Consider the following 20,185-nt stretch of genomic DNA (forward strand, 5'->3'; position numbering starts at 1 on the left):
TTCAGCCGCTCGAGCGGGCGAAGCGGACCTGATCGGACCCGGCGTATGCCGGGACGGTCAGGCGGTCGCCGAGGGTCTCCGAATACCCCAATCGATACCTGGCAGCGTACTGCTGAAACAGCCGCACACCCGGCTCCGCGGCAAGCGCGCCGGACAATCTCCCCGGGTCGCCCACGGCGGTGATCACATACGGCGGACCGTACGACCTGCCTCCCAGCAGCAGCGTCCCACCGATACAACGCGGCGCGGAGTCGGCGCCGATCCGTTGATCCTGCATGGCGATGCCCTCCGCGCCGCCCGCCCACAATGCGTTGAGAACGCTCTGCACATCCTGCTGATGAACGACGAGGTCGTCGGGTGTCGCCGATTCCGGATAGCGCCCTTCGGCGTCCCGCGGAGCGTCGGTGAGGGTTACGACGATGCCCGGTCCGGAGAGCTCGTCCAGACCTGCCGCGGTGGCAAGCCGGTCCGCCTCACCGAGCGCCGCTGCGACCGCGGCATCCGATTGGGCTGCACTTTCCTGTAGTGACCGAACCCTCGACGCGAGCGCATCACGTTCGACGGCGGCTTCGTCAGCAGCGCCCTCCGCCGCGCGCACAAGGTCGGACAACCGGGCAGAATCGCTGCTTCGCAGCTCGACGCCGTCCGACAGCTGCCGGGTTGTCGTCACCAGCAGACCGGCTATCGCGCACACGACGAGGGCAAGCGCCTGCCAGGCCCGGTTTCGCAGATCCTCGCCCCATCCCGCTTTGGCAAATCCGACGGTATCGGCGCTAGGTTAGCGTGTACACCACACCATCGGGTGTCGCACGCGCCTGGCACCCCCGAAGCTGTGACACAGTTTCCAGGCATTCTGTGAGACAGGGCCTGATTCTGTGACAGAAGGTCCTGATTCTACGTTCGAAGAGGAAGTCATGCCCAAGTCGAAGGTCCGCAAGAAGACCGACTACACGATCAACCCCGCAAGCCGCACGCCGGTCAAGATCAAGGCCGGCCCGTCGCCCGTCTGGTACGTGGCGATCATGCTCGGCTTCATGCTCGCCGGATTGGCGTGGCTCATCGTCTACTACCTGGCCGCCGAGCAGATCGAGTGGATGGCGAACCTCAATGCCTGGAACTTCCTGATCGGCTTCGGTCTGATGGTCGTCGGGCTCGTCATGACGATGAAGTGGCGCTAGCCAATTACATCGATGTCATTCATCCCCAATGTGGATAACCCCTGTGGATGAATCGGAAGTGTCCTGGTCAACGCCTACGGCAGCACTCGTGGTCGCCGCAGTCGGGGGTGTCGCACTCGCGCTGGCCGCGGTCGCAGTACCCAACGACCGTCCGGGCCAACTCCTCGTCGGACTGGCGGCCGTGGGCTTGCTCGCTGTCGCAGGGTTGGGCTTCGCGCAGCGACCTAAGCTGGCGATCCTCAGCGGCCGCAGGCTACGAGTGAAGCGCATCCGCGGGGCGGTCGTCTACGACCACACGGAGGTGCGCAGAGCGCGCATCGTCCGTTACCCGCGGCTGGGTCGTCGCGTACCGGTTCTCGAGATCGACGTGCAGTCAGCAGCCGACCCCGAGGGCCGGCTGCTGATTTTCGGGCGCTGGGACCTGGGCGCGAATCCGGAAGATGTCTTCGACGCGATCTCGGTGCACGGTCTCTCGCCGAGCGAGGACTAGCGCGTCACAGCCCGAGTTCGGTGCGGATCTGCAGCGCACGAACGCACACCACGGCAACAGCGAACACCGCGACGCCCACAACGGTCAGCCAACCGACCAGACGGGCCGTCGAGTCGGTCACATTCGTACCCGCCCGACGCAGCCACCCAGGTGCAAACAAGAGTCCGACCGTCGCTGCCGTCCCCGCTGCCAGGCCGCCGAGATGGCCCCACAGCGAAATGCCCGGGATCGACACGCTGATGATCACGTTGATGACGATCATCGCCAGTACCGGTCCGGGACTTTGCCGGATACGGATCAGAATCACCGCCATCGCGCCGAAGAGTCCGAAGATCGCACCGGACGCGCCGGCGGTCACCGCATTGTCCTGAAGCGCCAGGACAGCGGCTGCGCCACCGAGCAGCGAGGTCAGATAGACGGCCAGGTAGCGCGCCCAGCCGAGGACGAGTTCGACGTCTTTACCCACGACATACAGCGCGAGCATGTTCACGAGCAGGTGGACCGGCCCGAAATGCAGGAAGCCGCTTCCCACGACACGAACGAATTCACCGTTCGCAACCGCCGGTGCCCATAGTGCCCAGTCGGCGAACAGGCGCGAACCGCGTTCGTTGTCCATGAGATTGCTCGACTGGACCGCGGTTATCGCGAAGACGAGGACGTTCAGCGCGATGAGCGCATACGTCACGACCGGCGTCGCCGTGCTGCGTGCCGGCGCGCCTGCCACCGTACGTACCTGCCGCACCTCGGACCGGCCCTGGCGCACGCAATCCACACACTGGAAACCGACCGCCGCTTCCCGCAGGCAGTCCGCGCACGAGGGACGACCGCATCGATTGCACGACAAGCCGGTCGGCCGGTCCGGGTGCCGAACGCACGTCGGCGGCGGCGGGTAACCGCCACCCGTACTCATGTGTTCGCCAATCAAGCGATCGTGATCGAATTGATCACGACAGGTTCGGACGGACGGTCACGCCGATCGGTTGCCGTGGTCGCGATCGCGTCGACGACTGCGCGCGAGTCGGCATCGACTACCTCGCCGAAGATCGTGTGCTTGCGGTTGAGGTGCGGGGTCGCGCCGACCGTGATGAAGAACTGCGAACCGTTGGTGCCCGGTCCGGCATTCGCCATCGCGAGGAGGTACGCGCGGTCGAACTTGAGCTCGGGGTGGAACTCGTCGCCGAATTCGTACCCCGGGCCGCCCGCTCCGGTACCGGTCGGGTCGCCGCCCTGGATCATGAAGCCGCGGATGACGCGGTGGAACACCGCGCCGTCGTAGAACGGTCCGGACGTGTTGCCGGCCGCATTCTTGGTCGTGTACTGCGCGGACCCGTCGGCGAGGCCGACGAAGTTGCCGACCGTCTTCGGCGCGTGGTTGCCGAACAACGCGATTTTGATGTCGCCACGGTTGGTGTGCAGCGTCGCTGTCGAGGTCTGAATCGGTGAGGTCACCGCTACATCGTGCCACGACCCTCTAGCGGCAAGTTCAACCGCGCACACGCTCTGCTATGTCAGAGTGGACTGATGAGGCTTAAGAAGTCCGCACCCGAGTCCGATATTGCGGTACTCGACGATTCGAGTACCGATTCCAGCTCGTCCCTCACCTATTCGAGGGCCATCCACCAAGCAGGCTCCGGAGTCGCCGCGCTTGCAAAAGGCACCGGTGGGCTGGGCTTCCTGCTCGGCAAGGCCGGATACACGCTGGCCAAGACGGGAGTCGCCAGAGCGCGGGTCGCCCGTTCCGAGCTCGCCGCGAGGTCAGAGGCCGCGCGCGCAGCAGCGACCGACGTCGCAGCGGTCGGCAGCGGGTCGAGCACACGCACCCGACTCGCGATCGGCGCCGGCGTCTTTGCTGTCGTTGCCGCGGGCGCCGCATTCTTCAGCGCGAGCCGCCGCCGCAAAACCGCGCCGCCGGTTGCGGACGCGCCGCCGACTCTCGGTCCGTCAGCTAATGGGTCGGCGCCGGCTGTTGTGGTGGACGAAGAGGCTCGGGCGACGCCTTAGCGCGGCGGGCACCGAGCGCTGCCAGCGTCACGCCGAGGACTGCCCACGCGGCCAGTATCGCAGCAGGTCGTGCACCGCCGGCCCCGTCGAAGTAGGCAACCGAGCGCAACAGCGAAGTCAACGCGCCGGGCGGGAGCCATTGACCGAGGGCTCCCCAACCGGTCGGCAGCAATTCCGGTGCGCTCGGCGCACCGGACAATGGGTTGCCCAGCACCATCAGCAGCACGGCGGCAACACCGATGCCCGGCGGACCGATCAGCGACGCCCAGCCGACCACCATCGCACCGCCTGCAAAGAACCCGAGCGCAATGGCTGCGGAAGTCTCGACGTACGCACCGGGCAGAATCCCGAGCCATGGTCCGAGCAACGCCGCCGCTACGAGTGCCGCCGCGATCGATCCAGTTGTCAACGCGGTCAACCGAGCACCGACTGTGGCCAACAGCAGGAAGCTGATGATTCCCGTCAGCAACGCGCCGAGGACCATCGGAAGCGCACCCGCGGAGAACCCGATTCCTCGGGGATCCTCGGCAGGCAGCGGGACCACCTGCTCTGTCGGGACCGGTGTGACTCCGTTGATTCCTGCTGCGATTCCCTCGAGCGCCTGGGCGACGGCTGCGCTGCCCGCGGGCGCCGTCAGAACGGTCGGCGGCTGACCTGCCACGATCGCGCCGTAGATCTCGCGAGCTTTAATGGCGTCTCGTGCGGCCGCCGGGTTTTCGTAAGCGGTGATCTCGAAACCGCCCGGTTGCGCTGCCGATAGGCGTTGCTCGACCTGTGCGACGAAGGGCGCCGGGCCGGCAACTCCGATCGGGACATCGCGTGGTCGCAGGTTCGCAGCCGGCCACGCAAATGCAACCACGAATACCGAAACAAGCAGAGCGGCAACAACAGTCGCACCGATGATGTGCCGAAGGTCGTTCTTGGTCATCGGAACCTCCTAAAAAGAACGTACGTTCCCGTTAACCACAGTGTCCGCCCGTAGCGTTTTCCTTGTCAAGAACGAGGGTTCGCTTTTATTCTCGGAACATGCCCAAGGTGACCGAAGCGCACCGAGTCGCGCGCCGCAGTCAGATCATCGACGCAGCACGGCGGCGTTTCGCTTCGAACGGGTTTCACATGACGTCGATGGACGATGTGATCGCGGAAACGGGGCTCTCCGCCGGCGCCCTCTACGGATACTTTCCGGGCAAAGACGCACTCATCCTGGCCACGATCGACGAAACGCTCGACATACTGCTGGAACGCGCGCGCACGGTGTTCGACGAGTCGGCAACCCATCCGACGATCGGCGACACAATCGAACAGCTGTTGACGACAATCCTCGGCACTCTTGCCCAGCAGGGGTCCGACGACGTCACCCGAATTGCTCTGTACGCCTGGGCCGAAGCGCCGCGAAACCCTGCCGTCCACAAGGCTCTGACTACGCGCTACACGCAGCTCCGCGCGACCTTCGCCGAGATCGCAGGCGCCTGGCTCGTGCGAAACGGCTCCACGCCGGACCCGGCAACGACCGCCGCGATCGCCAAGACCCTGCTGTCGACGATCATGGGCTTCGTCACCCAGCGAATATTGCTGGGTGACATCCACCCGCACGACATCCGGGTCGGTCTCGACGCGCTGTCGCCCTAGTCTTTTGCGAACGCCAGCTTCGACGGCCACCAGATCTTCTTGCCGATGTCGTGGGCGAGGGCGGGAACGAGGATGCTACGAACGACGATCGTGTCCAGCAGTACGCCGAACGCAACCGCGAAGCCGATCTCGGCAAATGCAACGATGGGCAGCACACCAAGCATGGCGAACGTCGCGGCGAGGACTGCTCCGGCCGAGGTGATGACGCCACCGGTGACGGCAAGCCCTCGTCGAATGCCTTCGCGCGCACCGTGTTCGGGAGTTTCCTCCCGGACACGTGTCATCAGGAAGATGTTGTAGTCGATTCCCAGCGCCACGAGGAACACGAACACGAAGAGCGTGAAGGATTGGTCGGCGCCCGCGAACCCGAAGACGTGGGTGAACACGAACCCGCTCACGCCGAGAGCCGCACCGAACGACAGCACGACCGAGGCGATGAGCAATATCGGGGCGACGACTGCGCGCAACAGCAACGCCAGCACGAGGAAGATCACGATCAGCACGATCGGGATGATCAGGTTGCGGTCGTGCACGGCCGCCTGCTGCACATCGAGCGTTGCCGCCGACGAACCGCCGACCAGAGCATCGGCACCGGGGATGGCGTGCAGCGTCGAACGCAGTCGCTCGACCGTCTCGAGCGCCTCGGGTGAGTCGAACGAGTCGACGAGCGTTGCGTTGATGAGGATCCGGCCGTCGATCGGGTCGGCGGGAACGATGCAGGTCGGCGTCGCTCCGGACGGCGATTGGCCCGACGGGAACTGTTTCGCCAGCTCGGCGAGTTTCACCAGATCGGATTGCCGGCAGACCGATCCCGGCGCCTTCGACACACCCGGGTCCAGTTGCACTGTACGAATCACGGTGTCGGCGGCGTTCGCATTCGTCGCGATGACAGTGGGCGCTCCGGCGCCCTTGTCGAACTTCTCGTCGAACAACTTCTGCCCGACCGCCGCAGGCGGGTTGTTCGTGAAGTTCTGCTGCAGCGAGAGTCCGTCGGTGTCCAACGCACCGATGCCGAGAATGCCCACGAGCAAGAGCAGCGTCGCTCCGATCCAGGCCGGTCGCCGGTGGTCCACGACCGCCCGCGAGATCCGGCCCCACAGCCCGTGCGTCGAGATATCTACTTCGTGATCGGCTTCCGGCCGGCGCGGCCAGAAGACCCAACGGCCTGCGAGAGCGAGAGAGACGGGCAGGAACGTCATCATGATCAGCAACGTGCACGCGATCCCGATCGCGGCAACAGGTCCGAGCCCTCGATTGGACCCGAGCTCCGAAAAGGAAAGGCAGAGCAGGCCGACGATCACGGTCGCTGCCGATGCGACGATCGCACCCGCCGTCTCGCGCCACGCCTTCTGCATCGCCTCGAACCGATTCTCGAACTCGTGCAGTTCCTCGCGATAACGGGAAATGAGCAGCAGGGCGTAGTCGGTGCCGGCACCGATGATCAGCACGAACAGGACACCCTGGGTCTGTCCGTTCACTGTTACGATGTCCGCGTCGGCCATGAAGTAGACGAGCATCGACGCGAGACCGATCGCCAGAATCGCAGACAGAATCGGGAAGATCCACAGCACGGGCGAGCGATAGACCAGTAGCAGGATGACGATCACGACGCCGAGCGCCACGAGCAGCAGCAGACCGTCCAGCCCTGCGAGGGCATCGATGAAGGCCGTGAACAATCCGCCCGGACCCGCCGGGTAGACCTCGAGCCCCTGCGCTCCGTCGATCGCTTCGCGCGCCGTGTCCATGACCGTCTGCTCGGTCTCGGCGACCTCCTCACCGGTCAGCGAGACACCGTCCTGTTTGGCGATCAGCGGCGCGAGAATTGCTGCGGCAGTGCCATCTCGAGCTGGCGGGAGTTGCAGCACCGATTGCGAATCCACGCCGTGGATGGCCGCAATCTTCTCTTGCGCGGCCTGGACTCGCGCCTTGTCGTCCGCCGTCAGTTGCGATTCCCGATGAAAGACGACGAACCCGGGAAACGTCTGCACGGTGAGGAACTTCTGCGCCTCTTCGTCGACCTTCGTCGATTCCGCAGAGTGCGGTAACCACGCGGTGTTGTCGTTCTTCTGCACTTCGGTGAGCTTGGATTGGAACGATCCGCCGAACCCGCCGGCCAGCAACACCAGAATCGCAATGGCGACAATCGTGAATACCGGCCACCGGCTCAGTACTCGAGACGCCTTTTCCGCCATTGCGGCCCTCCCCTTTGTCCTGTTCGAGCTTCGGAGGTCAGCCTAACCGGATGGACTGACAACCGAGTCAGTGATCTTGGTCAACCGACCCGCGGATGGCGCCCGAGGTATTCGCTGACAATTTGCCTGCCTTGTCAGCTGTTTAGCTCTCGGCACTATTTAGCCTAGCTATCGACTGATTTCTCATACCCGGAGCCGATAGCCATCGGGATGCGCAGATCATGAAGTTTCTCGGATTTCACGGTATTCTTCGCTCGGAAACAGACCTTGCGCCTCGTTCGAGAGGCATTTCGTACCGAGGACGCATCAGTGATCAGTAGAACCGGCATCATGCAGGAAGCCCGCTGGGAAGCGCCGCGGGTCGCGCGCCGGACCCTCGTGCCGGTGACCGTCCTAGAACTTTTCGATGCCCAGGTCACCGCCGCGCCGGATGCGGTTGCAGTCGTCCACGACGGCCGGCAGGTGACCTACGGAGAACTCGATCAGCGGGTGAATCGGTTGGCGCGTGGCCTTATTCGGCTCGGTGTGGAACCCGATACGCACGTCGTGCTGATGATGGGACTGTCCCTCGACTTGATCGTCGCAATCTACGCGGTTGCCAAGGCCGGAGGTGCGGTGCTGCCGATCGACCCAGAACAACCGGCGGACCGCGTCGCCGCCATGGTCGCAGCCGTCGACCCGATCTGCATCCTCACCGCTTCCCGGCGTGGCACAGCTCCGGAGTACGCGATTGCGATCGACGCTGTCCGGCGACCGGCCGACCACAGTCCGATCCGCCCGGCAGAGCGCGCCAAGCCGATTCGGCTCGGCGACCCCGCCTACACGATCTTCACCAAGGACCAGTCCGGTCACCCCGTTGCGTCGACCGTCAGCCACGGCACAATCGCTGACCGGCTCGACTGGCTCATGGTCGAGTTCGGCCTGCGCAACGGCAACACCGCATTGTCGAGCACCGATTCACCCATCCTGTGCCCGGCCTGGGATCTCTGCTCGCCGCTGCTTGTCGGCGGCACCGTTGTCGTCCCGGACGCGAAGCGCTACTAGCGGCTGACCGCTTTCTGGTATCGCCAGATCGCGAGTGGTACGAACACGATCAACATCACGGCCATCCACAGCAGCGACGCCAACTCCGCGTTCTGGATCGGCCACGCGTCCGAGATCGGCACGTCGGGACTCGTGTTTCCGAACAATTCCCGGACCGCCTGGGTCAGCGCGGACACCGGATTCCAATCGGCGATGTGCCGCAACACCGTCGGGAACTCGGCGCTGTTGGCAAAGGTGTTGGCAATGAACGTGAGGGGGAACGTGACCATGAAGACCGCGTTGTTGTAGATCTCCGGCGTTCGGATCCACAGCCCGACGACAGCCATCACCCACGAGAAGGCGTACGCGAAGAGCACGAGCAGCGCGAACCCGGCAGCCGCCTCCCAGAAGGACGTGCGGATCCGCCAACCGACGAGAAGGCCGGTCAAGGCCATCGCGACGAGGCTGATCACGTTGATGATGATGTCGCTCGCGGTGCGGCCGACAAGCACTGCGGCCGGCGACATCGGCAACGACCGAAAGCGGTCGATGATGCCCTTCTGCAGGTCCTCCGCCAACCCGAGTCCGGTCCATGTACCACCGAAAATGACTGTCTGGGTGAAGATTCCGGCAATCAGGAACTCGCGGTACGAAATCCCCGGCATGTCGATGACGCTGCCGAACACGTACGCAAACAGCAGCACGAACATGATCGGCGACATGATCGTGAAGACGAGCAGGTCGGGTACCCGCTTGATCTTGATGACGTTGCGTTTGGCAATGGTGACACCGTCGACCACTGCCATCTGGACCGCGTTCATCGCGTGAGCTCCTTCGTGGAATCGCTGTCGGCACTGTTCTGCGTCATGTCTGCCTCGTGCCCGGTCAACGCGATGAACACGTCGTCCAGAGTCGGTCGGCGCAACCCGACGTCGCGCACCTTCACACCCTCGGCGGACAGCCGGCTCAGCGCTTCGACCAGGGACGCCGAACCATCGGTGATCGGGACGGTTATCTTCCTGATGTTCGTGTCGACCTGCATTTCGCCGACTGCGATGGGCGCCAGAGTGACCTTTGCCGTCTGGAGATCGGCTGGATCGTTGACAGTCAGCTCGATGCGCTCGCCGCCGACCTGATCCTTCAGCTGATCGGCGGTCCCGAGCGCGATGGCGCGGCCGTGGTCGATCACCGCGATCTTGTCGGCGAGGCGGTCGGCTTCCTCCATGTACTGACTCGTGAGCAACAGCGTGGTTCCGCCGGCGACCAGTTCTTCGATCACGTCCCACATTCCGAGCCTTGCCCGCGGATCGAGCCCCGTGGTCGGCTCGTCCAGGAACAACACGGGAGGATTTGCCACCAGCGCACCGGCGAGGTCCAGGCGCCGTCGCATACCGCCCGAATAGCCCTTGACCGGGCGGTCCGCGGCGTCGTTCAGTTCGAACCGATCGAGCAGCTCGCGGGCTCTTTGCTTACTCCGCTTGGTCCCGAGGTGGTAGAGCCTGCCGACCATCTCGAGGTTCTCCGCGCCGGTCAGGTACTCGTCGACGGCCGCATACTGCCCTGACGCGCCGATGCGTGAGCGCAGCTCCCGCGCCTGCGCAACTACGTCGAGGCCGGCGACTCGCGCGCTGCCCGCGTCCGGTTTCAGCAAGGTGGTCAGTACACGAACCGTTGTGGTCTTTCCAGCGCCGTTGGGGCCGAGCAACGCCATGACTGTGCCCTCGGGGACTTCCAGATCCAGACCATCGAGAGCTGTGAGTTTGCCGTAGCGTTTGATCAGGCCTTCGGCCTCGATTGCATTGGGCATGACATTCCTGTTCTCGGTAATTGCGTGCTGGGTATGTCCGACGTCGACAGTATTGCGGAGGGCACCGACACGCATCCGACTTTTGTATCGGTCGCTAGTTCAGATCGGATCAGTCGGGCAGCATCGGTACTGTCATACCTTGATCGCGACCGATCAGAACAGCTTTGGTGACGGCCGCCGAACCGAACTTCTCACGCAACCTGTCGACCGTGACGTCGAGCGTCTCGGATGTCGCCGCGCCGAACGGCAGTGCAAGTTGGATCGAGTCGGCGTTCTCCAGGTTACCCAGCGACAGTCCGATCAAGGTCAGTCCCCTGGCCCGCATCATGGGACGCGCTTCGTTCACCAATCTCCTTGCCACCGCCAGTATTACGTCGTTGCCAGCCGTGGGTTCGAAGATCGTATGGGAGCGAGTCGCGCGCGCGAAGTCGTCGAAGCGCAGTCGCAGCACGACCGTCCTGGTGACGCGGTCGGCTTGGCGAAGCCGCTTACCCAAACGATCGACCAGGCCGACGACGATTGCATCGATGTCCTCGTCCGACCGCGGTCTCCGGCCGAGCGCCCGCTGCGAGCCGATCGATCTTCGCCGTCGGCCGACCTCGATTCGACGTGGATCGCGCGCGTGGGACAGGGCGTGGAGATGACGGCCCGACGCCCGACCCAGCAACGAGGCGAGCGCAGCCTCGCCGACGCTCGACATCTCTCCGATCGTCCGGATCCCGTGATCATGCAGCTTCCGTGCAGTCACAGCGCCGACGCCCCACAGCCGCTCGACCGGAAGGGGATGAAGGAACTCCAGTTCGCCGCCCGGCGGAACGAGCAGCAAACCATCCGGTTTCGCGACGGCGCTCGCCACCTTCGCCAGAAACTTGTTGCATGCGATTCCCACCGTGATCGGCAGCCCGACCTCCGCTTGCACCCGTTCGCGTAGCCGCTGGCCGATCTCCATCGGCGAGCCGGAGACGCGCCGCAGTCCGCCGACGTCGAGAAACGCCTCGTCGATCGAAATCCCCTCGACGAGCGGTGTGGTGTCACGGAACACGTCGAAGACCGCCTTACTGGCTTCTGAATAGGCGGACATACGTGGACCGACGACGACCGCGTTGGGACAGAGGCGGAGTGCTTCACGACCGTTCATCGGTGTGCGGACGCCGTATGCCTTCGCCTCGTAGCTTGCCGCGAGAACAACGCCCCCGCCGACGATAACGGGCCGGCCGCGCAGTGTCGGGTCGTCCCGTTGTTCGACCGACGCATAGAAAGAATCCAGGTCGGCGTGAAGGATCGTTGCATCGGTTCGCACGAACATATGTTCGCATCGACCACCGACAAGTTCGTCAGGCTACCGCGAGCTCCGACATGCCGCGAGCACGCAGTGCACGCTCGTGTGCGCGCAGCGCGAGTGCATTCTCGCGCGCACTGTCGGTCCCGTCCTGGCGAGCGAGATGCTCGTGGAGTCGGGCTTTGGCCTCGTACCACACTGCAACGGTCTCGGCATCGGCGTCAGCGGTCGGACGACCGATCGCCAACGATGTCATTTCGATGAGCACGTTCATTTTCGATCCTCCTTGTCTGGCGCCGGCTTTGTTGTGATGTACATCGCCAGTTGCGCTTCTATTGATACGTCGAATCAGGAATCAATTTTTCGACATGCCGGAGGCAGAAAAAGCGCCGTACATCCAATCGGGATGTACGGCGCTCAAACTGACCGATCATGCGGGAACGTAGGAAAGAATCACCACCCCGGAGTCCAGGACCGTCGTTCCCGACAGCGCCAGACGCGTCTCTGCAGCCGGCTGGAACAGCAGATCGGCCGGAGCGCCCTTGCCCCAGAACAACGGATGGATCCACAGGTGCAGCTCGTCGAGCAGGTTGTGCTCGAGCAGCAACCGCGCGACCGGGCCGTGGCCGTACATCAAGATGTCCCCGTCGAGTTCGGTTTTCAGCTTCGCGACCTCGCCGGCCACATCGGCACCCAGAACGGTCGTGTTGTTCCACGTCGGGTCTATCAGGGTCGACGACGCAACGTACTTCTTCATGGAATTGAACTTGTCCGAGAATTCGTCACCACTGCGCTGTGTCCATGCTTCGGCGAAACCGTCGTATGTCCGACGGCCCATCAGCAACGCCTCTGCCCCGAGCAGCCTCTCCAGCGCGAATGCGCCTGCCTTGTCGTCGAAGTAGTCGAACGACCACTGCTGCGGTTCGTCCTGAACTCCGTCGAGCGTCACGTACGTCGATTCGATGATCTTTCCCATTTTCCAATCCTCCTGTGTGTGTTGTTGTTTCGAACCGGCCGCTAGTGCGGACACGGCTGTTGTGCTCTGGCGTCGCGCAGTGCGAACCCCCACCACGCCAGCTGATCGAGCGTTGCGCCGACCGAATGTTCCAGTTCCCCAGACCCTTTGGGCCAACTACCGTCGGCGGCGTACTGGTTCCAATAACACGGCAGGCTCACGCTGTCCCGGATCGCGACCGCGTTCAGCTCTGCGAACACCTCGCGCAGATGCGCGACCGCGTGCATCCCACCCGACTCTCTACCGTAGGAGACGAAGGTGACCGGCTTCCCGGAAAACTCGCTGCAGTACCAGTCGATCGCCGCCTTCACCGGCGCCGGATAGCTCCGGTTGTATTCGGGGGTGACGATCACGAACGCGTCTGCAGACTCGAGCTTCGCGGCGAGGTGACGAACCGGCGGTGGTGGTACGTCGTCGGTCAGTCGGTCCGGCAGATTTGCGTCGGCCAAATCGATGACCTCCACATCGAAGTCCCGTCGCCGGCGCGCCCGGCCTGCGAACCAGCCGGCGACTGTCGGGCCGAACCTGCCCACTCGCGTACTCCCGATGATCACCGCGACGCGGAGCCGCCCGTTCATCACTGCGCCGCCGGATCCGCGTCGAGGAACGAATCGATTGCGGGCAGAACGACGGCAGGTTGCTGCACAACGGTCACGTGCGAGGCACCGGGCACCACCAGCAGTTGCGATTCGGGCATGCCTTCGATGTCTCCGTTGCGGCCGCCGCCGAGCAGCCGGAAGAACTCGACGGTGTGCTCGGGCCGGATGATGTCGGAGTCGGCCGCGATCAGCAGCGTCGGAGCGGTGACCGCACGGACCTGCTCGGGCGAGTACTCCGGGATCGTCGAATCGATTTCCTTGGTGCGCTCGAGAAGTCGCCCGAAGTCCTCGGGACGTGGTGCGATGCTTCGATATTCGTCGAGGAACGGTGTTCCCTCGAACATCTCCGGCTGCATCTGGGCGATGCCCTCGAGCATTCCCGGGTAGAGACCCGCTGTGCTGTAGCTGCCCGATGCGAGCACCAACTTGTGAACCAATTCGGGATTCCTGATGGCGATGTTGAGGGCTACGCCGGCACCGTTGCTGTAGCCGAAGATGTCGGCTTGCGGGATACCCAGCTGATCCAGCAGCGTCATCGTGTCGGTCGCCATGGACTCGATGCTCATCACCCGATCGATGTCTGCGGTGTGGCCGTGTGCCTGCTGCTCCACCGAGATGACCTTGCGAGATTGAGCGAGTGTCGGCAGCAGTTCGCCGAAGGACGTCCCGGTCGCCGAAAGGCCACCGTGCAGTAGAACCAACGGCGGCTGACCGTTGTCTTCACCATGGACCTCGTAGTACATGTTCAGGCCGTTGACCGCCGCGTAGTGGCCGGGATCGGCGGCCGGGGCTGCAGCGTCCGGTGCATCGGTCGACGAGCATCCGACAAGGGCGACCGACGCTGCGGCGAGGAGGGCGACGACTGTCTTCTTCATGGTGAGTCTCTTTCTGTGGTCTGCGATCTTTCGATGTGACTCACTCTGCGCGGACCGCCTTACGGTTTGTTTACGGTCGGTTGCCGGGCTCCGGATAGGCTTGCGCCGATGCGATTCGGAATCTTGGGACCCCTCGCCGTCTGGACCGACACGGGCGAACCGGTTGCCGTACCTGGTACGAAGGTGCGTGCGTTGCTCGCCGACCTCCTCGTCAATGTCGGTCGGCCTGTCTCCGCCGACCGCCTGATCGACGACATCTGGGGCGAACGTCCGCCGGGAAATGCGGCAGGTACGTTGTCTGCCAAGGCTTCTCAGCTGCGCCGAGCCCTCGAGGATGCCGAGCCTGGCGCGAAGTCGCTCGTGGTTTCGCCGCCACCCGGCTATCGGCTTCACACTGCGGAAGACGCGGTCGACGCCGCCCGCTTCCGGCAACTGCTCGTCGACGCGCGCGGAGCCGAGCCGGACCGGACGGTCGCGCTTCTCACCGAGGCTTTGGCGCTCTGGCGGGGTCCGGCTCTCGCGGAGTTCGCGGACGACGAGTTCGCCGTGGCGACGATTGCGAAGCTGCAGGAGCAGCGCCTTGTGGCGTGGGAGGATCTCGCCCACGCTCGGCTCAACCTTGGCCAGCACACCGAGGTCGTCGGCGACATTTCCGAGGTCCTGGCGGAAAATCCACTGCGAGAACGGCTTCGAGCCGCTCATATGCGCGCGCTGTACGGCGCGGGGCGCCAGCACGAAGCGCTCGCCAGCTACGACGAATTGCGGGCTCTGCTTGCCGACGAGCTCGGTCTGGATCCTAGTGCCGAGTTGGTCGCGCTCCAGCGCGCGATTTTGGCACAGGACGAATCGCTCTCTGCGCCGCCGCCGCAAATGATTCACGTGAAACGTAGGTCGACCAACCTGCCCGCAGACCTGACCGCGCTGGTGGGCCGCGACGACGCGCTGCGCGACCTCGACATCGCACTGGGTGACGAACGACTTGTCACGCTGACCGGTCCGGGCGGTGTCGGAAAAACCCGTCTTGCCGTCGCGGCCGCAGGTGCCACAGCGGCGCGTCACGCGGACGGGGTCTGGCTGGTCGAGTTGGCCGGCCTCGAGCGCCCGACGCCGGCCGACCTCGCCGAGCACATCGCGGAGACCCTCGAAATTCGGGACACGGGCGAGATCCCGAACCCGATCGAACGCCTGCTCGCCGCCGTCCGCAGTCGCGCAACGCTGCTCGTGCTCGACAACTGCGAGCACGTCGTCGACGCTGTCGCCGAACTTGCCGAACACCTCCTGCGCAGTGCTCCGGGCGCACGCGTACTCGCGACGAGCCGAGAGCCACTCGGGTTGCCCGGCGAATGTGTATGGACCGTCGATACCCTCGAACAGTCCAGCGCCATAGAACTTTTCGTTGCACGTGCCCGCTCGTCAGACCGCGATTTCGTCCTCGACGACGCCTCGCGCGATGCGATTGCGTTGCTGTGCCGGCGACTCGATGGCATACCGCTGGCGCTCGAGCTAGCCGCAACCCGCGTGCGCGGACTGGGTGTGCACGAGATGGTGGCGCGCCTCGACGACCGGTTTCGGCTGCTCGCGACCGGGCACCGCGGTCGGCCGCCACGCCAGCAAACTCTCCAGGCAATGATCGATTGGAGTTGGGATCTGCTGTCCAGCGACGAGCAGACCGTGTTGCGCAGGCTCGCTGTCCATGCCGACGGGTGCACGCTCGACGCCGCCGAAACTATTTGCAGTGGAACGGATTTACCCGAGTACCTCGTGCCCGAGCTGCTGGTGCGACTTGTCGACCGATCTCTCGTGGTCAGCAGCCACACCCGCGGCGAAACCCGGTACAGGCTGCTGGAATCTGTCGCCGCATACTGCCTGCGGCGTCAGCACGAGGCCGAAGAGGTCGAAGCACTGCGGGCACGCCACCTTGCCTATTACCGCAACGTCGCCGAGTCTGCTGCGCCACTGCTGTACCACGCAGAGCAGCAGCGATCGCTGCACCGCCTGGACGCCGAAACTGCCAATATCCGCCTCGCATTCGACCATGCGATCGCTTCGAGACACGCCGACGATGCGCTGGCCATCGCCAATTCGCTTGCCTGGTACTGGTTTTTGCGCGGACGCCTCGGCGAGGGTCGCCGCTGCCTGCGTGCCGCACTCGAAACAACCGGCGGCGCGGCGGAACTACGCGCGATCGCCTCGGCATGGGACGCCGGCTTCGCCGCAAAACAGGGTGCGCCCGTTCCTGCCCCGAAATTCGACGACATCACAGACCCGCGCGTCCGGGCACGTGCGGAGTGGTTCGCGGTGTTCACAGCGATCGACGCACCGGGCCCGGCAGATCTTGATTCCACGCTCGCCACATTCGAGCAGGTAGGCGACGAGTGGGGCATTGCGGCGGTCCACCTGATGAAGGCGATGGCGGCCCACGTTCAGGCCGACATCGCCGAACTCGGCCGTTGCGCCGAACGCAGCGCCGAACTGTTTGCCCGGGTCGGGGATCGCTGGGGTCAACTGCAAGCTGCGGAATGGCTTGGTGCACTTGCTGAATTGCGGGGCGACTTCGACGGTGCTGCCGAAAAGCATCGCGCCGGATTGCGTATCGCCGAGGAGCTCGAGCTGTGGCAGGACGTTGCCGGGCACCTGTCCTGGCTCGGTTGGATTGCCATGGAGCAGAGCAAGTTCGAGCAGGCCATCGAGTATTGCGAGCCGGCTCTGAAGCTTGCGGCCGAACAAGGCTCGATGGGCGGTCAGGTGTTTGCGTCGATGGGACTCGGCTTCGCTGCACGCCGTGGCGGTCAGGTGGAGCGGGCCCTCGAGGTCTTGCGCGGGATCATCGACATCACGCCCGAAGGGCCTCCCGAAGAGGCTCCGCCATATCTTCCGACCGTGCTCTGTGAACTGGGCTTCATCGCTGAAATCGACGGCGACGCAACGCACGCTTGGGACTGTCACTCACGTGCATACTCGATGTCGGTGGTAATACAGGCGCCGCGCGACGCGGCCTGGGCTCTCGAGGGCATGGCCGGTGCTCTTGCGCTGCGGGGCCGGGCAGAGTCTGCGGCGCAGCTGCTCGGCGCGGCCGAAGCTATTCAGACCCGCGTGGGAATGCCGCCGTCGCCGTCGGAGCTCACGGACGTTGCCCGCATTGTCGAGGTCCTGTCCTCTGCCCTGAACAGCGCACAGCTCGAGGCCGAACGTGCCACTGGCCGTGGCCTTTCGGACGACGAACTGGCGACTCTCGTAGCGATGGAAGCTGCTACCCACCGAGAGTGAGAGTTCGCCACGCGGCCTCGAGCCGTTTGGCACGGACGAATCCGGCGATCGACAAAAGTGGCCGATCCCTCGCCCATAGCTCGCGAAGCTCCGGATCGGTAGTGGTCCACTGTGTTTCGAGGTCATCGAGCAGTTCGATGAACAGGGTGAACGTTCCACCCAGCGCGATATGCGTCGAGGCAGCCGAGGCCTGCGCGGCCGCGAGAGCACGGACCGTCGTCAGCAGGGCCAGCAACCGCTCGACGATGTTCGGTGGCCAGTCGGATCTGCGCGCGATCTGAGTGAGCCAACCGATACCGGCAGCAAGAACGTGCAGATCCTCTATGGTCCGGAACGGCTTGAGGTACAACGAATATGCGTCGCCGGGCAAGACGTCGTCCGGGCTCACCGCGACTCGATCCAAGGTCAGTGCAGCATGCGGAATTTCCGGCGCGAACTCGAGGGGTTCTCGGTCGTCGATCCGGACTCCCGGACTCTTCGAATCGACCGAGACCGCGCGCAACTGGTTCTGCCCCTGCGCAGACGTTCCGGTCGTCGCGAACACGATGAGGACGTCGGCCGCCGACCCCAGCGTCACAAAGGACTTCGTCCCGGTCAGTTCCCAGCCGTCACCGGACGGCGTCAGCAGCGTCTTGATCGCACTCGGATGACCGCCGCCCGACTCGGTCGCGCACAACGCAACCATCGAGTCGCTCGGTATAGCCGGGAGCAGCTTCTGCAGTGCCGCACGATATCCGGAGAGAAACGCATAGCCCAGACGGTCTGCGCCGAACCCGGCGGCAGCCGCAATATCCACAGGCGATTCGAACCGATCGGCCACTGTTCGGTGGTGCTGCCATGCGGCTGCGACGGACTCGATCGCGGGGGGCGTCGGAGATTCCGTCAGGAGGAACTCGAGCAGCTCTGTCATGTGCCGACGGTAGCGCGAGCCGCGAACCTCAGCGGCTGGGGTCCGCTGTCGTGATCGATTCGACGAAGGGCCCGAGCAGCTGTGCGAGGTCTGCGGCGACGTTGTATTCGCTTTCGGGCGGAATCGAGACATAGCTCAGGCCGAGCCGAACGACGGATCGCGCGAGGATCCTGACATCGTCGTCGGACGCGTCGACCCAACTGCGTTGGAAGACCACGACCAGTCGTCCCACGGCGTGCGTGATGATCGGCGCGCTGTCGATCGTGACGAGGCGCAGGAGGTCAGGCTTCACCTCACCGGTGAGCAACGACTGCACCAGCGGATCCGCTGCGCTCTCCTGCAGGAAAGCAGACACCGCCTCGGAGAGCGCCGTGCGGATGTCGCCGATGTTTGCCCAGATCGCTTTGTCGATCTGATCGACGAAGCGGTCCGCGAGCCTGATCGCATAGGCCTGGGCCAAGCCCGAACGCGACCCGTACTCGTTGTACAGGGTCTGCCGACTGACGCCGGCTTGCTTCGAGACGTCGGACAGGCTGACCTTCGACCAGTCACGCTCTTTCAGCAAGTCGCGAACCGAATCCAGAATCGACTGCCTGAGGAGGTCGCGGGCCGCCGAGTGGTACGTGGGTCGGACCGCGGCCGGCGCCGCGGACCGCTCAGCCATCGTCATCAGGCGGACTCTGTCACTCCGTAGCGGGCGAGAACCTTCGCGCGTTTCTTCGGATCGATGTTCGCTTTGGTGATGTCGCCGTCGTAGTGCGCAAGCACTCGCGGGTCCATCACCTTCCGCCAGATCGGCGGGAAGTACGCGATCAGAATCATGCTGGCGTAACCACTGGGCAGATTCGGCGCACCGTCCCAGCTGCGCAACGTCTGGTAGCGACGCGTCGGATACGCGTGATGATCGCTGTGGCGCTGCAGGTGGTACAGGAAGATGTTGGTCACGATGTGGTCGCTGTTCCAGCTGTGCTCCGGCGCCGGACGCTCGTAACGACCGCTCGCCAGCTTCTGCCGGCACAGGCCGTAGTGCTCCAGGTAGTTCACCGCCTCGAGCAGGCTGAAACCGATCAGTGCCTGCAGCAGCAGATACGGCAGCAGCTCGATTCCGAAGATCGCGACGAGGGCGCCGAACAGGACCACCGACATGAGCCAGGCGCTGAGGACCTCGTTCTTGATGGTCCACGGTCCCTTACCGAGCCGCTGCAGACGGGTCTTCTCCACGTTCCAGCCGGACGTGAAGCTGCCCGATACGGTGCGTGGCCAGAAGGCCCAGAAGGTCTCGCCGAATCGTGAGCTGGCGGGATCCTCGGGAGTGGCCACGCGGACATGGTGACCACGGTTGTGCTCGACGTAGAAGTGTCCGTAGAAGGTCTGGGCAAGCGTGATCCGGGAAATCCAGCGCTCCATGTCGACCTTCTTGTGGCCGAGCTCGTGCGCTGTGTTGATGCCGACGCCGCCGATGCAACCGACCGTGATCGCGAGGCCGATCTTGTCGACGACGCTCAATCCACCGTCGAGGCCGAGCCAGCTGAGGTCGTTCGCGGTGATCAGGTAGCACGCGGCGACCAGTGTCGCGTACTGCAGTGGAACGAACGCGTAGGTCAGGTAGCGGTAGAACTTGTCGTTCTCGAGGTACTCCATGACCTCGTCGGGCGGGTTCGCACCGTCCGGACCGAAGAACAGGTCGGCAATCGGGATCAGGATGTACACGAGCACGGGTCCGAGCCACCACAGCACGTGCGCGACCGGGCTCCATCCGATGCTGTTGAGGGTCCAGATCAGCGGAAGGGCGATAGCAAGAGCGCTCGGAGCGAACAGCCCCCACAGCCACATGTATCGCTTGGAATCTCGCCATACCGGAACAGCAGGCGCCGTCACCGACTCCGCATTCGCGGTCTCTGTCTGGGTAGACATCTATGT

At 64.4% G+C, this 20,185-nt stretch carries 21 protein-coding genes; 6 read left to right on the forward strand and 15 right to left on the reverse strand.

Going from position 1 to position 20,185, the window contains the following annotated elements:
• Position 1: 1 nt before the first annotated feature.
• Positions 2-730, reverse strand: a complete 729-nt coding sequence (locus tag JGU72_RS17185; protein WP_199685395.1) for a DUF881 domain-containing protein — start codon at positions 728-730, stop codon at positions 2-4.
• A gap of 184 nt (positions 731-914) precedes the next feature.
• Between JGU72_RS17185 and crgA the strand changes: the two genes are divergently transcribed.
• The gene (gene crgA, locus JGU72_RS17190) at positions 915-1,178 is read left to right on the forward strand and encodes a cell division protein CrgA (protein WP_199685146.1); all 264 of its coding nucleotides are present in this window, start codon (positions 915-917) and stop codon (positions 1,176-1,178) included.
• Positions 1,179-1,206: 28 nt separating this feature from the next.
• Complete coding sequence (locus JGU72_RS17195) at positions 1,207-1,668, forward strand: PH domain-containing protein (protein ID WP_199685147.1); 462 nt, start codon at positions 1,207-1,209, stop codon at positions 1,666-1,668.
• A 4-nt stretch (positions 1,669-1,672) separates the two neighbouring features.
• Here the strand turns inward: JGU72_RS17195 and JGU72_RS17200 are convergent, their stop codons facing one another.
• Positions 1,673-2,578, reverse strand: a complete 906-nt coding sequence (locus tag JGU72_RS17200) for a rhomboid family intramembrane serine protease (protein WP_199685148.1) — start codon at positions 2,576-2,578, stop codon at positions 1,673-1,675.
• An 11-nt stretch (positions 2,579-2,589) separates the two neighbouring features.
• Entirely contained in the window at positions 2,590-3,117 is a 528-nt protein-coding gene (locus JGU72_RS17205; RefSeq protein WP_199685149.1) for a peptidylprolyl isomerase, read from the reverse strand.
• A gap of 72 nt (positions 3,118-3,189) precedes the next feature.
• On the opposite strand from JGU72_RS17205, the gene JGU72_RS17210 reads away from it, so the two are divergent.
• Positions 3,190-3,669, forward strand: coding sequence for a hypothetical protein (locus tag JGU72_RS17210; protein WP_199685414.1), 480 nt, complete (start codon positions 3,190-3,192; stop codon positions 3,667-3,669).
• Here JGU72_RS17210 and JGU72_RS17215 read toward each other — a convergent pair.
• Positions 3,614-4,597 (reverse strand): ABC transporter permease, encoded by a 984-nt coding sequence (locus JGU72_RS17215; RefSeq protein WP_199685150.1) that lies wholly within the window; start codon positions 4,595-4,597, stop codon positions 3,614-3,616. The genes JGU72_RS17210 and JGU72_RS17215 overlap by 56 nt on opposite strands.
• 98 nt (positions 4,598-4,695) lie before the next feature.
• Between JGU72_RS17215 and JGU72_RS17220 the strand changes: the two genes are divergently transcribed.
• Positions 4,696-5,298, forward strand: coding sequence for a TetR/AcrR family transcriptional regulator (locus tag JGU72_RS17220; RefSeq protein ID WP_199685151.1), 603 nt, complete (start codon positions 4,696-4,698; stop codon positions 5,296-5,298).
• Here the strand turns inward: JGU72_RS17220 and JGU72_RS17225 are convergent.
• Positions 5,295-7,490 (reverse strand): MMPL family transporter, encoded by a 2,196-nt coding sequence (locus JGU72_RS17225; RefSeq protein ID WP_199685152.1) that lies wholly within the window; start codon positions 7,488-7,490, stop codon positions 5,295-5,297. The genes JGU72_RS17220 and JGU72_RS17225 overlap by 4 nt on opposite strands.
• A 309-nt stretch (positions 7,491-7,799) precedes the next feature.
• Between JGU72_RS17225 and JGU72_RS17230 the strand changes: the two genes are divergently transcribed.
• Positions 7,800-8,534, forward strand: a complete 735-nt coding sequence (locus JGU72_RS17230) for an AMP-binding protein (RefSeq protein ID WP_199685153.1) — start codon at positions 7,800-7,802, stop codon at positions 8,532-8,534.
• Here JGU72_RS17230 and JGU72_RS17235 read toward each other — a convergent pair.
• From JGU72_RS17235 to JGU72_RS17265, 7 genes are all read right to left on the reverse strand, one after another.
• Positions 8,531-9,334: an ABC transporter permease gene (locus JGU72_RS17235; protein WP_199685154.1), complete on the reverse strand. Its 804-nt coding sequence runs from the start codon at positions 9,332-9,334 to the stop codon at positions 8,531-8,533. The genes JGU72_RS17230 and JGU72_RS17235 overlap by 4 nt on opposite strands.
• A complete protein-coding gene (locus JGU72_RS17240; protein WP_199685155.1) occupies positions 9,331-10,320 on the reverse strand; it encodes an ATP-binding cassette domain-containing protein in 990 nt (329 codons plus the stop codon). Before JGU72_RS17240 ends, JGU72_RS17235 begins: the two co-directional genes overlap by 4 nt.
• Before the next feature lie 109 nt (positions 10,321-10,429).
• Positions 10,430-11,626, reverse strand: a complete 1,197-nt coding sequence (gene dinB / locus JGU72_RS17245; protein WP_199685156.1) for a DNA polymerase IV — start codon at positions 11,624-11,626, stop codon at positions 10,430-10,432.
• Between the two features lie 28 nt (positions 11,627-11,654).
• Positions 11,655-11,873, reverse strand: a complete 219-nt coding sequence (locus JGU72_RS17250; RefSeq protein WP_199685157.1) for a hypothetical protein — start codon at positions 11,871-11,873, stop codon at positions 11,655-11,657.
• Between the two features lie 156 nt (positions 11,874-12,029).
• Entirely contained in the window at positions 12,030-12,575 is a 546-nt protein-coding gene (locus tag JGU72_RS17255) for a dihydrofolate reductase family protein (protein ID WP_199685158.1), read from the reverse strand.
• Positions 12,576-12,616: 41 nt separating this feature from the next.
• Positions 12,617-13,192 carry an NADPH-dependent FMN reductase gene (locus JGU72_RS17260; protein WP_199685159.1) on the reverse strand — a complete coding sequence of 192 codons (576 nt, stop codon included), beginning with the start codon at positions 13,190-13,192 and terminating at the stop codon, positions 12,617-12,619.
• The gene (locus tag JGU72_RS17265; protein ID WP_199685160.1) at positions 13,192-14,088 is read right to left on the reverse strand and encodes an alpha/beta fold hydrolase; all 897 of its coding nucleotides are present in this window, start codon (positions 14,086-14,088) and stop codon (positions 13,192-13,194) included. Before JGU72_RS17265 ends, JGU72_RS17260 begins: the two co-directional genes overlap by 1 nt.
• Positions 14,089-14,196: 108 nt before the next feature.
• On the opposite strand from JGU72_RS17265, the gene JGU72_RS17270 reads away from it, so the two are divergent.
• Positions 14,197-17,355, forward strand: a complete 3,159-nt coding sequence (locus JGU72_RS17270) for an AfsR/SARP family transcriptional regulator (protein ID WP_199685161.1) — start codon at positions 14,197-14,199, stop codon at positions 17,353-17,355.
• Here the strand turns inward: JGU72_RS17270 and JGU72_RS17275 are convergent.
• From JGU72_RS17275 to JGU72_RS17285, 3 genes are read right to left on the reverse strand one after another with little or no spacing between them, the layout of a single operon-like run.
• Positions 17,339-18,265, reverse strand: a complete 927-nt coding sequence (locus JGU72_RS17275; RefSeq protein ID WP_199685162.1) for an acyl-CoA dehydrogenase family protein — start codon at positions 18,263-18,265, stop codon at positions 17,339-17,341. The genes JGU72_RS17270 and JGU72_RS17275 overlap by 17 nt on opposite strands.
• Before the next feature lie 28 nt (positions 18,266-18,293).
• Positions 18,294-18,935 (reverse strand): TetR/AcrR family transcriptional regulator, encoded by a 642-nt coding sequence (locus tag JGU72_RS17280; protein ID WP_233532507.1) that lies wholly within the window; start codon positions 18,933-18,935, stop codon positions 18,294-18,296.
• The gene (locus tag JGU72_RS17285) at positions 18,935-20,179 is read right to left on the reverse strand and encodes an alkane 1-monooxygenase (RefSeq protein WP_199685163.1); all 1,245 of its coding nucleotides are present in this window, start codon (positions 20,177-20,179) and stop codon (positions 18,935-18,937) included. The genes JGU72_RS17280 and JGU72_RS17285 overlap by 1 nt, the downstream gene beginning before the upstream one ends.
• Between the last annotated feature and the right edge of the window lie 6 nt (positions 20,180-20,185).

The organism is Antrihabitans auranticaus (assembly GCF_016481275.1).
In the GTDB taxonomy this organism is placed as follows: Bacteria; Actinomycetota; Actinomycetes; order Mycobacteriales; family Mycobacteriaceae; genus Antrihabitans.

Coding starts and splice junctions, on each gene's coding strand:
- JGU72_RS17235 (WP_199685154.1), bottom strand. CDS start 9,334: ATGAACGCGGTCCAGATGGCAGTGGTCGACGGTGTCACCATTGCCAAA.
- JGU72_RS17275 (WP_199685162.1), bottom strand. CDS start 18,265: ATGACAGAGCTGCTCGAGTTCCTCCTGACGGAATCTCCGACGCCCCCC.
- JGU72_RS17280 (WP_233532507.1), bottom strand. CDS start 18,935: ATGACGATGGCTGAGCGGTCCGCGGCGCCGGCCGCGGTCCGACCCACG.
- JGU72_RS17265 (WP_199685160.1), bottom strand. CDS start 14,088: ATGAAGAAGACAGTCGTCGCCCTCCTCGCCGCAGCGTCGGTCGCCCTT.
- JGU72_RS17200 (WP_199685148.1), bottom strand. CDS start 2,578: ATGAGTACGGGTGGCGGTTACCCGCCGCCGCCGACGTGCGTTCGGCAC.
- JGU72_RS17225 (WP_199685152.1), bottom strand. CDS start 7,490: ATGGCGGAAAAGGCGTCTCGAGTACTGAGCCGGTGGCCGGTATTCACG.
- JGU72_RS17240 (WP_199685155.1), bottom strand. CDS start 10,320: ATGCCCAATGCAATCGAGGCCGAAGGCCTGATCAAACGCTACGGCAAA.
- JGU72_RS17260 (WP_199685159.1), bottom strand. CDS start 13,192: ATGAACGGGCGGCTCCGCGTCGCGGTGATCATCGGGAGTACGCGAGTG.
- JGU72_RS17270 (WP_199685161.1), top strand. CDS start 14,197: ATGCGATTCGGAATCTTGGGACCCCTCGCCGTCTGGACCGACACGGGC.
- JGU72_RS17255 (WP_199685158.1), bottom strand. CDS start 12,575: ATGGGAAAGATCATCGAATCGACGTACGTGACGCTCGACGGAGTTCAG.
- dinB (WP_199685156.1), bottom strand. CDS start 11,626: ATGTTCGTGCGAACCGATGCAACGATCCTTCACGCCGACCTGGATTCT.
- JGU72_RS17285 (WP_199685163.1), bottom strand. CDS start 20,179: ATGTCTACCCAGACAGAGACCGCGAATGCGGAGTCGGTGACGGCGCCT.
- JGU72_RS17195 (WP_199685147.1), top strand. CDS start 1,207: ATGTGGATAACCCCTGTGGATGAATCGGAAGTGTCCTGGTCAACGCCT.
- JGU72_RS17250 (WP_199685157.1), bottom strand. CDS start 11,873: ATGAACGTGCTCATCGAAATGACATCGTTGGCGATCGGTCGTCCGACC.
- JGU72_RS17215 (WP_199685150.1), bottom strand. CDS start 4,597: ATGACCAAGAACGACCTTCGGCACATCATCGGTGCGACTGTTGTTGCC.
- JGU72_RS17210 (WP_199685414.1), top strand. CDS start 3,190: ATGAGGCTTAAGAAGTCCGCACCCGAGTCCGATATTGCGGTACTCGAC.
- JGU72_RS17220 (WP_199685151.1), top strand. CDS start 4,696: ATGCCCAAGGTGACCGAAGCGCACCGAGTCGCGCGCCGCAGTCAGATC.
- crgA (WP_199685146.1), top strand. CDS start 915: ATGCCCAAGTCGAAGGTCCGCAAGAAGACCGACTACACGATCAACCCC.